Annotated in this window: 13 protein-coding genes; 9 read left to right on the forward strand and 4 right to left on the reverse strand. The window is 61.1% G+C overall.

What is annotated here, in order from left to right; all coding sequences use genetic code 11:
* Positions 1-122: 122 nt before the first annotated feature.
* From Q1B40_RS02485 to Q1B40_RS02510, 6 genes are all read left to right on the forward strand, one after another.
* Positions 123-809, forward strand: a complete 687-nt coding sequence (locus tag Q1B40_RS02485; protein ID WP_299809493.1) for a hypothetical protein — start codon at positions 123-125, stop codon at positions 807-809.
* 481 nt (positions 810-1290) lie between these two features.
* Complete coding sequence (locus tag Q1B40_RS02490) at positions 1291-2601, forward strand: extracellular solute-binding protein (protein ID WP_299809496.1); 1311 nt, start codon at positions 1291-1293, stop codon at positions 2599-2601.
* A 122-nt stretch (positions 2602-2723) separates the two neighbouring features.
* Positions 2724-3605 (forward strand): ABC transporter permease subunit, encoded by an 882-nt coding sequence (locus Q1B40_RS02495; RefSeq protein ID WP_299809499.1) that lies wholly within the window; start codon positions 2724-2726, stop codon positions 3603-3605.
* Between the two features lie 10 nt (positions 3606-3615).
* Complete coding sequence (ugpE, locus tag Q1B40_RS02500) at positions 3616-4458, forward strand: sn-glycerol-3-phosphate ABC transporter permease UgpE (RefSeq protein WP_299809502.1); 843 nt, start codon at positions 3616-3618, stop codon at positions 4456-4458.
* An 8-nt stretch (positions 4459-4466) separates the two neighbouring features.
* The gene (locus Q1B40_RS02505) at positions 4467-5543 is read left to right on the forward strand and encodes a sn-glycerol-3-phosphate import ATP-binding protein UgpC (RefSeq protein WP_299809505.1); all 1077 of its coding nucleotides are present in this window, start codon (positions 4467-4469) and stop codon (positions 5541-5543) included.
* A 228-nt stretch (positions 5544-5771) separates the two neighbouring features.
* Entirely contained in the window at positions 5772-6908 is a 1137-nt protein-coding gene (locus Q1B40_RS02510) for a DNA alkylation repair protein (RefSeq protein WP_299809509.1), read from the forward strand.
* Between the two features lie 150 nt (positions 6909-7058).
* On the opposite strand, the gene Q1B40_RS02515 is transcribed toward Q1B40_RS02510, so the two are convergent.
* Both Q1B40_RS02515 and Q1B40_RS02520 read right to left on the reverse strand, forming a co-directional pair.
* The gene (locus tag Q1B40_RS02515) at positions 7059-8258 is read right to left on the reverse strand and encodes an MFS transporter (protein WP_299809512.1); all 1200 of its coding nucleotides are present in this window, start codon (positions 8256-8258) and stop codon (positions 7059-7061) included.
* Positions 8236-8595 (reverse strand): MmcQ/YjbR family DNA-binding protein, encoded by a 360-nt coding sequence (locus Q1B40_RS02520; protein ID WP_068411197.1) that lies wholly within the window; start codon positions 8593-8595, stop codon positions 8236-8238. The genes Q1B40_RS02515 and Q1B40_RS02520 overlap by 23 nt, the downstream gene beginning before the upstream one ends.
* 549 nt (positions 8596-9144) lie before the next feature.
* Here Q1B40_RS02520 and Q1B40_RS02525 point away from each other — a divergent pair.
* From Q1B40_RS02525 to Q1B40_RS02535, 3 genes are all read left to right on the forward strand, one after another.
* Positions 9145-9993 carry a LysR family transcriptional regulator gene (locus tag Q1B40_RS02525; protein WP_299809516.1) on the forward strand — a complete coding sequence of 283 codons (849 nt, stop codon included), beginning with the start codon at positions 9145-9147 and terminating at the stop codon, positions 9991-9993.
* A gap of 315 nt (positions 9994-10308) precedes the next feature.
* The gene (locus Q1B40_RS02530) at positions 10309-10737 is read left to right on the forward strand and encodes an Hsp20 family protein (RefSeq protein WP_299809519.1); all 429 of its coding nucleotides are present in this window, start codon (positions 10309-10311) and stop codon (positions 10735-10737) included.
* Between the two features lie 32 nt (positions 10738-10769).
* A complete protein-coding gene (locus Q1B40_RS02535; protein ID WP_299809521.1) occupies positions 10770-11054 on the forward strand; it encodes a DUF1150 domain-containing protein in 285 nt (94 codons plus the stop codon).
* A 144-nt stretch (positions 11055-11198) separates the two neighbouring features.
* Here the strand turns inward: Q1B40_RS02535 and Q1B40_RS02540 are convergent, their stop codons facing one another.
* Entirely contained in the window at positions 11199-12476 is a 1278-nt protein-coding gene (locus Q1B40_RS02540) for an OpgC family protein (protein WP_299809524.1), read from the reverse strand.
* Between the two features lie 96 nt (positions 12477-12572).
* Positions 12573-13958: a tetratricopeptide repeat protein gene (locus Q1B40_RS02545; protein ID WP_299809527.1), complete on the reverse strand. Its 1386-nt coding sequence runs from the start codon at positions 13956-13958 to the stop codon at positions 12573-12575.
* Positions 13959-14276: the final 318 nt, after the last annotated feature.

The raw sequence follows: 14276 nt of genomic DNA on the forward strand, positions 1-14276 counted from the left end.
TGACGGGGAAGGGTCGTTCCGGCGCTGGCCGAATGCTGTGACGCCTCTCCTCCGGCAAACAGCCGTTGCCGGTCGGGAGCCGGATTGCTATACGGCCTGTCACAGAAAATCGGGAACATGCGATGACAGGCGGCATTCCGGACTTGGGGCCGATCAAAACGATTTCCATCGTCGGCAACGGACCTGTTTCGCAGGCCGATGCGGCGCTGATCGACGCCGCGGATTTCGTGCTGCGCTTCAACAGCGCGCCGGCCTGCGGGGCGGCGGGCCACAGGGTCGATGCCCTGATGCTCAACCGGGCGCGCGTCTATATGAGCAAGCGGATCAACCCGCTGGCCCTGCACCGCTCTCCGGAGGTCTGGGTAAACGACATCGAGGAGAACGGCCGGGTTGACTGGCTGTTCGAACGGGAGTGCAAACCGCGCTACCTCGGCTTCGGTCCTGTCACACGGGCCCGCGCCCATCTGAAGGAATTCGATGCGCTCGATCAGAGCAACCCGACATCGGGAGCGTCGATCATTGCCGAACTGCTGGACCTCTATCCCGAGACGGAAATCCATCTGTTCGGCTTTACCCATCAGGGCAAGCAGCAGACCCACGACTGGGACGCGGAGCGCCGCTGGACCGAAAAGCTTTGCGCCGAAGGCCGCATCGTCAGACACCTGACCCCGGGACCAAGGGCCCGCAGGAGCCTGGCCGGCAAGCTGGAATACGCGTTTCGTTTTGTTGAAATGCGCGCCAGACACTACCTCTTCAACAAGATCCTGCATTCCTCCGCCAGCACCAAACGCCGGATTTTCGGCAGGTAATAAGTCCGTCCGGCGAGGATGTGATCCCGACCCGCAGGCCGTCAAGCAGGCTTGCGGGAAGGAAACCCCGTGTGGATTCGCAAGCCTCTGCAACATGTCGCCGTCGGTTCATGTGAATGACGCTCAAGCTTCATATGAGCCGTCTAACCTTCTGCCGGATAATTTTTTGAAAGGGCTCTCGCGCTTTGCCGAAACGGGCGAATGCGGGGGAAACCCACGGCCGGCCGGACCCGCGATGCTTCGCAAACAGGCTGTCTGAACGGACAGGAAACCGGGTTTTACAGATTTAAAACCGTTTCTGCTTGCGGACGCGGTCATGGCGTCTTTTAATGTTCATATGAGCGTCATAGAACGTTCATATGAAAACAATACGAAACGCAGGCGTTATCGTTTCTGATGCTGATCGGGCCATTTCAGCATCGTGAAAGAGACCAACTGCTGACAGGGGCCCCGACGCCCTGATACATGGGAGCAAAAATACATGGCTTATCGTAAGACTGTCGCCAGCCTCGTGGCTGCGGCTGCCCTTTTGGGCACTTCCTCCGCTTCTTTTGCCGCGACCGACATCACCTGGTGGCACGCCATGGGCGGCCGTCTTGGCGAAGTCGTCGTTGACATCGCCAATGGTTACAATGAGTCTCAGGACGTCTGCCAGATCACTCCGGTGTTCAAGGGTACGTATGAAGAGACCCTGACAGCCGGTATCGCGGCTTTCCGTGCCGGCGAACAGCCGAACATCCTGCAGGTCTTCGATGCGGGCGCAGCCACCATCATCGGCGCCACGGGTGCTGTCATCCCGGCTCAGGACATTCTGGAAGACGCCGGCGTCGGCTTCGACATCGAAGATTACATCGACGGTGTCCGCTACTTCTACGCCGACAGCGACGGCAAGATGATCGGTATGCCGTTCAACTCCTCCACGCCGATTCTCTACACCAACGAGGACGCTCTGAAGAAGGCCGGTGTCGAGGCACCGAAGACCTGGGAAGAGTTCGAGGCAATCGCTCCGAAGCTGAAGGAAGCCGGTTACGTGCCGCTTGCGCAGTCTCACCTGCCGTGGATCTTCACCGAGAACTTCAAGTCCCGTCATAACCTGCAGTTCGCGACCAACAACAACGGTTACGACGGCTCCAAAGACACCAAGCTGGTCTTTGGCGAGCCGATCAAGAACCACTTCACCAAGGTGAAGGGTTGGCTGGACGACGGCCTGTTCGGGTATTACGGCACCGGCTGGGGCGACAACCAGACCCCGTTCAACGAAGGCAAGGTGGCCATGTGGCTCGGCTCTTCGGGGTCCTTCGGCGGCATCTCCAAGACCGTCGAATTCCCGTTCTCGGCAACCTACCTGCCTTACTGGGATGCCATTGAAGGCGCCGGCACCGGCACGTTCATCGGCGGCGCGGCCCTGTTCGCCATGTCCGGCAAGCCGGACGAGGAAAACAAGTGTGTTGCCTCGTTCTACCAGTACCTGACCTCCCCGGAAGTCCAGTACATGTGGCACAGGGAAACCGGCTACGTGCCGATCACCAACGCTGCCTATGAGCTGGCCAAGAAAGACGGCTACTACGAAAGTACGCCGGCCGCCGAAGTCGGCATCAAGCAGCTCACCCTGCCGGGCGGCGAATGGACCAAGGGCTACCGCATGGGGTTCTACGTCCAGATCCGTGACGTCATGAACCGTGAGTACGGCAAGATCCTGTCCGGTGAAGCTTCCGTCGAAGATGCTTTCGCCACGATCGAGGCGGACGGCAACAAGCTTCTGGAGCGTTTCTCGAAGACCGCCGGCAACTGATCGGCAGTTGACCTGATCCCGATGGGGGCGCTGCGCGCCCCCATTTCCCATGCAAGTGAAGCGGGCTGGCCGGTCGATCGGCGGCTCGCTTTGCCCGTTCCCGGTGGTCGAGACGCAATCCGATGAAAAAAGTCTACTTCCAGTCCCCGTGGCTGCCCTATCTGCTGCTTCTGCCGCAGCTCTCAATCGTGGCGATCTTCTTCCTCTGGCCGGCAGCCGAAGCGGTCGAATCGTCCTTTTACCTTGAAGATCCGTTCGGCTTCGGCTCGACCTTTGTCGGCCTCGACAACTTCACGGATACGGTGACATCGTCCGATTATGGCCGCGTCGCGCGCTTCACGGCCGTGTTTACATGTTCCGTGACCTTCCTGTCTCTGGGGCTGGCCCTGTTGCTGGCGGTCAAGGCGGACAAGGTTCTGCGCGGTGCCTCCTCCTACAAGACCCTGCTGATGTGGGTCTATGCGGTGGCGCCCCCTGTCGCGGGTCTGATCGGTGTCCTTCTGTTCGACCAACATGTCGGCCCGATGGTCGATTTCTTCGCCATGTTCGGCTGGCAGATGCAGATAGGCGTCAACTATTTCGACACCAGCTTCGCCATGATCACCACGGCGGTGTGGAAACAGATCCCGGTGAACTTCATCTTCTTTCTCTCCGGCCTTCAGAGTGTTTCGAAGTCCGTCCAGGAGGCCGCCAGCATTGACTGCCGGTCCGGCTTCCGGCGGTTCTGGACCGTTACCTTCCCGCTTCTGGCTCCAACCGGATTTTTCCTGCTGATCATCAACATCACCTACGCCTTCTTCGATACGTTCGGCATCATCGACGTCATCGTCAAGAACGAGCCCGGCAACAACCCGGTCACCCTTGTCTACAAGGTCTATCTGGACGGCTTCCGCGGCAACGACCTGGGGGGCTCTTCGGCCCAGTCGGTCATCCTGATGGCGATGGTCTTCATCCTGACAATCATCCAGTTCCGCCTCATCGAGCGGCGCGTGCACTACACCTGAGGGGGCTGAAATGAAACGACTGCAGATCTCGGACCACGTGATCCTTCTTCTCGGTGTCTTCTTCATGGTAACGCCGGTCGTCCTGGCGTTCCTGACCAGCACCCATGATGCGCTGACCGTCTACAAGGAGGGCATCCAGTTCACCCCCGGCGGCAAGTTTTTCGAGACGTACGAGAAGGTTCTGTTCGAGGCGGGCGGCTTCACCAAGGAAGTCGACGGCTTCGTCATGCTCAAGAATTCCATGATCCTCGGCTTCGGCTTCGCCATTGGCAAGATCGTCATCTCGATGCTGGCTGCCTATGCCATCGTCTATTTCCGGTTCCCTTTCGCGACGCTCTGTTTCTGGGTGATCTTCGCCACGTTGCTGCTGCCGCTCGAGGTGCGCATCCTGCCGTCCTACGAGATCGTTCAGAAACTCGGCATGGTGAACACCTATTCCGGCCTGATCGTGCCGCTCATCGCGTCTGCCACCGGCACCTTCTTCTTCCGCCAGTTCTTCATGTCTGTTCCCGATGAGTTGCTGGAAGCAGCCAGGATCGACGGCGCAGGCCCCTGGAAGTTCTTCAAGGACATCCTGGTCCCGCTGTCCCAGACGATGATCGCGGCGATCTTCATCATCATGTTCGTATACGGCTGGAACCAGTATCTCTGGCCGACCCTGATCACCACCGACGAATCCCTGTTCACCCTGGTGCGCGGCATCAAGCAGATCCTGCAGGTCTGGGTGGGCGCGCAGATTCCGGCCTTCAACGAGGCCATGGCCCTGGCGATCCTCGCCATCGTGCCACCGGTGCTGATCGTGGTGGTCTTCCAAAGCTGGTTCGTCAAAGGGCTCGTCGAGAGCGATAAGTGAGGTATTAAATGTCAACGATTACTCTCGACGCCGTCCGAAAGGTGTATGCGGGCAATGTGGAGGCCGTCAAAGGCGTCTCCATCGATATTGCCGACGGCGAGTTCATTGTACTGGTCGGTCCGTCGGGCTGCGGCAAGTCCACCCTGCTGCGCATGATTGCCGGCCTGGAGGTCATCACCACCGGCGACATCAGGATCGGCGATCGTCTGGTCAACAATATCGACCCGGCCGACCGCGACATCGCCATGGTGTTCCAGAACTATGCGCTCTATCCGCATATGACGGTCTACAACAACCTTGCCTACGGTCTGAAGAACCGGGGCATGAACAAGGCGGAGATCGACCGCCGGGTGAAGGAAGCCGCCGGCATTCTGGAAATCGGTGAGTATCTCGACCGCAAACCCCGCGCCCTGTCCGGCGGCCAGCGTCAGCGTGTCGCCATGGGCCGCGCCATCGTGCGCGAGCCTGCGGCCTTCCTGTTCGACGAGCCGCTGTCCAATCTCGACGCCAAGCTGCGCGTGCAGATGCGCGTGGAGATCAAGCGCCTGCAGCGGGCTCTCGGCACCACCAGTGTCTATGTGACCCACGACCAGCTCGAGGCCATGACCCTGGCCGACCGGCTGGTGGTTCTCAACGGCGGCAACATTGAGCAGATCGGCGCGCCGATCGAGGTCTACGACAATCCGGCCTCCACCTTCGTGGCCAGCTTCATCGGTTCGCCGGCAATGAACCTACTGGAAGTCAAAGCCAATGGGGATGGCCTGGAACTGGTCAAGGGTACGGGGCTTTCCGGCGCAAACGTCAAGGGCCACGACAGCTACACCGTCGGCATCCGTCCCGAGCACATGGAAGTCGTGGACAGTGCGTCGGCGGGGGACGGATTGACCCTTCAGGTTACCGTCAACGTGCTCGAACCGGTCGGTGCGGAAAGCTTCATCTATGCCGGCTTCGAAGAGGGCGGCCCCGAACTTGTGGTGCGCGTCTCCAGCCATGCGGTCCACCCGGCCGGTGAAAAGCTCACCCTCAAGGTCGCGCCGGAGCATGTCCATTACTTCGACGCAAAGACCGGCCGCCGCATCGACTGACGATCGGATGTGCTGAGATCGAATAACGGACCGTTGCGGCGGACCGACACGGGCGTTTCGACCCGAACCAAGCCACTCCGGAAAACCGGAGTGGCTTTTTTGTTTGTCAGCTCGATACAGCGCGGCAAGATCTCCTGACAAACCCTGTCAGGAGCCTGGCCGGATCGGGCTAGGAAGCCTGGCGGACCTCCGGCATACCGGAAAGATCACGGACAATGAGGCTGGGGCATGGAACCGTTCAAGAACAATATCTCGCCGGACCTCGTGCGCTGTCTCGGCGGCCACCTTGCACGGCATGTGAGCGGCTTCGACAGGCAGGTCTATGAAGCGGAGATCCTGTCGGACCTGGAGCAACTGGAGCTTAAACAGCGGGCCGCGCATATTGCCGATGTGATCGACCGCCATCTGCCGGACGATCTGTGCGAGCGCTTCGCCGTTCTGGAAGCTGTCCTGCATCCGGTAACGGAGATCGCCTTCGACCGGGGCAGCGACGACAAGGGTATCCGCGGCTGGGGGATCATGCCGCTGGGCATGGTGGTCTCGGCGAGCGGTCTGGAAGATTTCGACGCGTCCTTCGCGCTCCTGAAGGAAATGACCAAACGCGCGACTGCCGAATTCGATGTCCGCCCGTTTCTGGACAAGGATCAGGAGCAGGCCCTCGCGATCATGGCCCCCTGGGTAAGGGACCCGAGCGTGCATGTCCGCCGGCTGGCCTCCGAAGGCTCCCGGCCGCGCCTGCCCTGGGGCATGCGGCTCAGGCGCCTCGTGGAGGATCCGTCTCCGACCCTGCCGCTGCTGGAAGCGCTGAAGGACGATCCGGAAGACTATGTCCGCCGCTCCGTCGCCAACCATCTGAACGACATCGCCAAGGACCATCCTGATCTTGTGGCGGAGATTGCCGCACGCTGGCTGAAGGATGCGGATGAAAACCGCCGGAAGCTGGTCCGCCACGCCTGCCGGTCATTGATCAAGCAGGGGCACGCGCCGACCCTCACGGCTTTCGGGTTGAATCCTCCGCAAATCCGTCTTGAGGGCCTGAGCATCGAGAGCCCCATGGTGTCATATGGCGACGCAGTTGCCTTCGCCGCCGATCTCGTCTCCACAGGCAGCAAGCCGCAGGATCTGGTAATCGACTATCTTCTCCATTTCAGGAAGGCCAACGGGTCGCAGTCCCCCAAGGTGTTCAAATGGACGAAACTGCGGCTCGCGCCCGGCGAAACCATTTCTCTGTCCCGCGCGCATGCCATCCGGCCGATCACCACGCGGGTTTATTACGGCGGCCCGCAGGCGCTCAGCCTGCGCATCAACGGCCAAGATTTCGGACATGCGGAGTTTGATCTGGTGATGCCGGAGGGCAGGAGGTAACTGCAGCATTTTTGCACTCGCTTCTCCCGCGGCCGTCCCGGACGAAGTGAAACGAAGATCCGGGACCTACCGAAGATGAAAGCGAGGATGGCAAGCTGACAAAGATCCAGGCTCGCGCTGCGCTTGGCCGGGACGGCAGCCGGGGCCGGATTACGGAAGCCGTTTCAGCCGCACCATGCCCCAGATCCCGAACACCGGACCGATGGCCATAAGCGCGAACACGCCCGGCCAGCCGATGAGATCGACGCCGAGCGGGGTCAGTTGCACGGTGAAGAACGTCAGTGCAAATCCGAGCGCGGTCTGGAAGGTCATCAGACTGCCGGCCTGGTCCGCCGGGGCGTAATCGGCAACAAGCGCTGAAAACTGGGCCGAGTCGGGCAGGATCGCCGCACCCCAGACGAGAACGCAGACAATCGTCAGCCAGACCGGACCGCCGAAGGTGAGGGCGGAGGCAACAGCTGCCGTTCCGCTGACAGCCATGGCGAGGACGGCGATATTCGCCTTGCCGATCCGGTCGGCTGCGAGACCGGCAACAATACAGGCGGCGCCACCGGCCGCGATGCTCAGGAAGGCGATCAGGCGCGAGAGCGAAACGGCCGCCTCCGGTCCCATATGCGCGGAAAAGGAAACCGCGAGCGCCACGCCGATCCACGCCCACATGGCATAAAGCTCCCACATGTGGCCGAGATAACCGGCATAGGCATACCGGATCTTCGGGTTGGTCCAGGCCGTCAGGATGGCGCGCACCTGCATGCGTGCGGCGCGGGCGTGATACGGGCCGAGATCGGTCAGAAGACACAGGATACCGCCGGCAGCGGAGGCAATCGAGGCGACCGTCAGGCTCCAGCGCCAGTCCGTGCCCCCCAGAAGGGCGAGAAGATGCGGTCCGGCCGACCCGAATGTCAGCGCACCGACAAGCATGCCGACCAGAAATCCGCGATCCCTCTGACCCCAGCCGACGACGATCTTCATGCCGACCGGATAGACCCCGGCAAGCAGGGCGCCAGTCGCGAACCGGGCCAGGATAGAGGCGGCTCCACCCGGCTCGACAACCAGAAGACTGGCGTTGAAAAGACCGGCAAGGATCGCGCAGAACGCAAAGAAACGTCGCGGATCGATCCTGTCGGCCAGCCCCAGGAAGGCGGAGACGAGAGCTCCGGCGACAAAGCCGATCTGCACAGCACTGGACAGCGCTGCCTGCCGGAACGGGGAAATCCCGAATTCGCGGGTGAGATCGGGCAGGATTGCGGCGGACATGAACCACAGGCTCATGGCGGAGATTTCGGCCAGCATGAGGAGGCCGAGCGACTGCCATTTCAGGGAGCGTTCAGACAGCAAGGCCGAGCTCATTGCGTTGTTTGCGGGTCAGCTTTGCCGAAATGATCTTGTGCGCGGCCTCGATGTAGGCTTTCAGGCTGTCGTCGTCGAGCGCGCCTTCCTCTTCCATCTGCACCCATTTCGCCCGGGCGAGGTAAGGGGCCGGGATCAGACCGTCCTGCTGGATCAGCAGCGCATAGGAGATGTCGGAGCATTTGAAGCTGAACCGGGGAAGATCACCGTCTCCCCATCTTGAGCAGATGGCAAAGATCTTGCCACCCACCTTCCATACGGACGCATTGCCCCATTGCACCACATGGGTGGTCGCAGGCAGCCGGCTGCAGAATATATCGAATTCGTCGCGGGTCATTTGAAGAGTCGTGTATGCGGGAACATTCATGGGCAATGCGGCACCGGTGCGGGGCCGGTGGCTAGACTGGCCTGTCCTGCCCCCGGGCACAAGACGAACCGGATCACGGACGCGTCATTTCGGCGGAAAAGCCTGATAGGTCTATTAGCGGGAACGCACGATCGACCCAGTCTCCCGGGCGACCTGGCCCTGTCTGACCCGTCGGACAGCGCGTCGAAAGGGGGAGAGCATCCTGCGCAGCAAGCGTCTCCAGAAGAGTTTTCTGATCCTGAGAGCGCGGGCCATGTGCCGCCTTTCAAGCAGCACATGCTCCGGCAGGTCTTCCGGCCAGAACAGCGCGTGGTGCGGATGCAGCTCCCTTAGTGGGTCATTCCAGGCGAGGCCGCCGTTTTTCGTGCGCGCAGACTGTGAGCGCGGGGGCAGGGGGATGGACATGCAGGTTCTCTTCATATTTGATTGTTTTTTGTAGTGTCTTGCAAACAATCTCATGAAGTGACGTTATTGGCATGTTTTCAAAGTGTAATTGAGTTTTCAAAAATGAAACGAAATATGGATTGGGAAGATTTACGGCTGTTTCTTGCCGTCGCCAAGGCAGGTGGGCTTTCGGGGGCGACGGAAAAAACCGGCGTCAGCGCGGCGACGCTGGGGCGGCGGGTCTCATCCCTGGAAAAAAGCCTGAACGTGCGTCTCGTGGAGCGCGAGGCTCGCGGCTACCAGCTGACGGCGGAAGGGCGCGCTCTGCTCCTGCATCTGGAAGACATGGATCAGGCCGCCCGCTCCATCGCCACCTGGCGGGACAGCGGCAGGGTCCGCCGCCGGATACGCATCTCCGCCGGCGGCTGGACCACGCGCCTCCTGATCGACAACATCGCTGGCTTCTGGTCGCCGGACTCGGACTGGGCGCCGGAGTTCCTGATCGATCTGCGCAACCGCGATGTCGCCAGGCGCCAGATCGATATCGGCGTCAGGAACGGCCGGCCAAAACAGGCCTGGCTGGCGGGACAAAAGGTCGGCCATGTCGAACATGCCGCCTACCGGGCAAAAGTCGTTCCTTCCGGCGGCGAGCCCGGCTGGATCGGTCTGGTGGAGGAGGAAGCGCATTTCCCCACGGGTCTGTGGCTCAAGGAGAACCATGGAGAAGAGGTTGATATCACGGTCAACAACGCAACCCTGGCGCTGTCACTCGTGCGCAAGGGACACGCCCGGATGCTGTTGCCGACATTCGTCGGCGACGCCTATCCGGATCTGGTCCGGATCACGGATCCCGTCGAGAGCCTGACAACGGAACGCTGGCTGGTCATGCACCAGGATGAACGCCACGAACCGGCCGTGCGCCATGCTGTCTCCGCTCTTGCGAAGATGCTGAAACAGGACCCGCTCCTGTCTCCCGGCCCGTGAACAATCCCGGTCACGCTCGGATGTCTTCGGAGATCGTCCCATAGGGTGAGCACACGGACGACCGGCACCGGGACCGGTCAACTATCCTGCGCAACGCGCCTCGCCGGAAAATCGGGCCGCCTTGATCAAGGGGCTCCTGTTCACCATGTTTGCTGTCAACAGAATGAAAAGCTGCCGAAAAGCGCTGAAAACGACCCTCCTTGAATCAAATTTAACGAAGCGCCATATTTAATAGCGAATGGAGCCGGTGGGTTCCGGTCCGGATGCCTAATCGAAGGGTCCGGATGCAAGGTCGCTTCGACAAGGACTTTGAGGATGACACGCATGTCAGCGTTTTCTAGCCCGTTCATGCTCGGGTTCGACGATATCGAGCGCGTGCTCGATCGCGTCTCCAAGGCCGCGAATGACGGTTATCCGCCCTATAATATCGAAAGATTGCCGAAATCGGACGATCAGGGCGATACCATTCGCATCACGCTCGCTGTTGCGGGCTTTACCAGAGACCAGCTTGATGTCTCCGTCGAGGAGAGCCAGCTCGTTATCCGGGGCCGTCAGGTGGATGATAAGTCCAGACAGTATCTGCATCGCGGCATAGCCGCCCGGCAGTTTCAGCGGGCCTTCGTCATGGCCGAGGGGATCGAAATCCTCGGTGCCGACCTGAAAGATGGGCTTTTGTCCATTGACCTCGCACGTCCCGAACCGGAACGTGTTATAAGAAAAATAGAAATCTCCAGCGGCGAATAGACCCTCGTCGGCTAACGGATGGAGAATGACTGATGCACAATACAAAGACCCCGGCCTGGACAGACCGCAAAATTCTGTCCGAATTCATGTCCGTTGACGAGCTGACCGAGCTCGGTACGGGCGACATCGCCTATATCAAGCCGATCAAGGCGCGTGACCTCAAGGAAATGTTCCCGGATGTCCCGCCCCTGCACGACAACATGACGCTTTACGCGCTGCTCAACGCGGACGGCACGCCGATCCTGCTTGCCGACAGCCGCGAAGCCGCGGTCGCCAATGCCTTCGAGGCGGACCTGCTGATGGCCTCGCTGCACTGAACGGCGAAGAAGACGAACCAGACAAAAACACCGGCCGCATGGCCGGTGTTTTTGCTTGAGGAAGAGGTCGTGGCAGGTAACGCCCCACCCACCGTGCCGTCCCGGCCCTGAGCCGGGACCTGCCGGGCGCTCCCGGGTGTCGGGTCAGGTGAGCTCAGTTGCCCTTGCCTGCGTTTTCCCTTTGCTTTCAGGATTGCTGCCAACTCCGGCCTTCGGTGGTTCGTGCGATCCGTCGGAAGACATCTTGGGCGGCTTGCGCCAGGGTTCGCTCTTGTACCAGGAGACGGTGTAGGCAACGGCGATCAAAGCCACGAACCCCAGAAGGTTCGAAAGGATCTGCGGGATCCAGTCGCCTCGGCCCCAGACCATGTCGCGCAGCAGCCCGGCCGCCTGGGCAATCACGAGGCTGGCCATGAAGACGGCGAGCGATTGCTGGCCGACCTTCTGGACCACCCGCACGAACCGGCCCCAGAGCTCCCCATGCCCGAGCAGATATTTGCCGTGCTCGCCCGCCGCGACCCAGGCGAGATAGGCCAGCGCCAGGAAGTGGATATAGCGGAACAACCCGAACTCCGTCTTGATCCACAACGGGCGGATGGATTCGCGGATCTCCTGGATCCACTCCACGTTGAGGTGAACGCGGAAATAGGCGAAGGGAATTGTCACGATCACGATGGCCGCGCACAGCGCCATCAGCTTGCGGCTGACGGGGGGCGCGGGGATCCAGCCGCGCATGAAAGCAAAGCCGGTAAAGAACAGCATCTGCCAGGCAAACGGGTTGAAGAACCATTTCCGGTGCAACCCGTCCGCCTGGGGCCACGGCTCCGCCGGCAGGTCGAGCAGTCCGAACTGCGCGGCGAGCCACAGGCCGATGGACAGCGCGAAGGCGGCGATCACCGAAACGCGGGACGCCAGCATGATCAGCGGGATCAGCGCCAGGATCACCACATACATCGGCAGGATATCGAAGTAGTTCGGCACCCATGTCAGTGTCATGAGCCCCGGCAGGGCGACGCTGGTGTTGTCGAAAAGATGCCAGAGGTTCAGCGATCCCACGTAGTCCTGTGTCAGGCCGCAGCAGCGGTTCAGGTAATCGCTCTCATGCAGCATGACGAGGCCGACGGCGATCAGCAGGAACTGGCCGATATGGGCCCAGTAGACCTGCCACATGCGGTGCAGGATGCGCGCCGCGCCCATGGTCCAGCCATGCACGTCGAAGATCTTGCCGAAGGCGATGGCCGAGGCCATGCCGGAACAGAAAACGAAGATTTCCGTCGCGTCGGAAAAGCCGAATCTGGCGGGGATCCACAGCGTCCACCAGTTTCCGGGCAGATGGGCGATATAGATGATGAACATGCCGAGGCCACGGAAAAAATCGAGCCGCGGATCACGGGGGCGTTTCGCTTGAGAATGAACGTTCACGTTTGGTCCAGCTGATGCATGGGATGAAGCCGGACCGCTTGCAGGGCGTGACGCCTGAAAGCGGAAAGGGCGCTCACCCTTCGGGAAGGCCGGGTCTTATACCGAATCCGTAGCCCTGAGTTTTTTATCTTCCATCACGCGTTGGGCGCGATGCATTTTGTTGCAGATTTCAAGACGCTGTTCGGCAAATCTGTCAAGTGCGCCGCGCTTGCGGGCGCGGCTTTTGAGCAGATTTTCCGCTTCCGGCGAGAAACCGGCGCGCAGGGCGGCATCGATGGTGATCCGTTCGAAGACGTCGCGCTGGGCATGAGAGCCGCCGATGGTGTGAAGATTGTTTCTTGCCGAATCCAGAAGCGTGAAGGCCGAGGCGTAGTTGCCTTTTCGGTATTGCTCCAGGCCGAGACCGGTCGGCAGACCCGCTTCGGACGCGACATGGCCGAGATCGGTCTCGCTCTGCGCCCGCAGTCTCAAACCGGTAAGAAGCCGGTCAGCCCCCATGCGGCGCCCGCCGTTCAAAAGCGCCATCAGATAATGCAGGTCGGCAAAGACGTTGCAGCCGTCTTCGGCGCGCTTGTCGGACAGAAGCGCCAGTTCGTCCCATCGTGTTCCCACGGGAACGCCTTCCAGCTCCAGCCGGACAAGCAGCGAGGCGGCGTTGGAGATGTCGCGGTAGTCGTCGGTCTTGTCCTTGCGGATCTCCGCATCGTAAAGCGCCAGCGCCTTGTCCGGATTGTTCTGGTCGAGATACATCAGCGCCAGGTGCCACCACACGTGATAGCCGAAGTTGTTGCAATGGGCCCAGCCGTCGGGATGGTTTTCCAGCCAGCCCGCGCCTTCTTCCGAGCGTCCAGTCATGTCGTGCACATGGGCAACGGCATGCAGGCCCCAGGCGTCGTCGCGGGCGAACTCAAGCCCCCTGCGCCCCAGGGCTTCGGCCTGGCGGTACTCGCCCGTCTCCTCCAGCGAGAAGGCCCGGCAGCCGAGCAGGTAGCCATAGGCGGGATGGCTTTCTTCATAGGCGGAAAAAACGCGTTCGATCGACTGGCGCATGCCGGCTGCATCGCCCATGACGAAGCGAATGGCATGCACCAGCTTCATCATCAGCGCGTCCTCGGGCACCCGCACCAGCATGGCGTCGAGAATATCGGCGGAGCGCGAGGGGAACCCCCGCAGCCAGCTGTCCAGCGCATCGACGACCACCGTCTCGCGCTCCGTCAGCGGTGTGTGCAGGGCGGAGCTGCGCGCCAGGTCGAGACACTCCTGCGCGGTCGCATTCAGTTCCTTGCGGCCCAGCAACAGGCAGAACAGCCCGCGGGTGGCATGTGCGAGTGCGAAGTCGGGTGCGAGGGTGAGGCAGGTCTCAAGATGTTGCGGCGTGGTTTTCCCGTGCGCCAGGAAGGCGTTCACCGTCGCGTTCCAGGCCGATACGGCGTCCTTGTCCGTAAGGGTGAGGTCATACCCGAATTGATCGCTTAGACGCATGACAGGCCTTTTTGGTTCCCGGGCCCGGCCTTTGCCGAAGCGCGCTCCGCGCGCTGGGTGCAATGCACCGGCCGAATAAATTATCAACGCCCAAAATCCGCAGCCTTCACTTGAACTGCAAAACACAAAAAGGTGTTGGCAATGTGTAGACCGGCAAAGGAGAGTTGCGTTGCGGAATGAACCCGGGCGATGCCGGGAAGCCGGTTCATCCCGGCACCTTCCTGCACCGGCACGGCGACGGCCCGAAATCGCCGCAACACCGCATTGTGAAACCCCTGTGACTGCAGGGCCGCTAGGGTCCCCTCACTGTTGCGAAAA

Origin of the sequence: uncultured Roseibium sp. (genome assembly GCF_947496995.1) — a bacterium.
Classification (GTDB): Bacteria; Pseudomonadota; Alphaproteobacteria; order Rhizobiales; family Stappiaceae; genus Roseibium.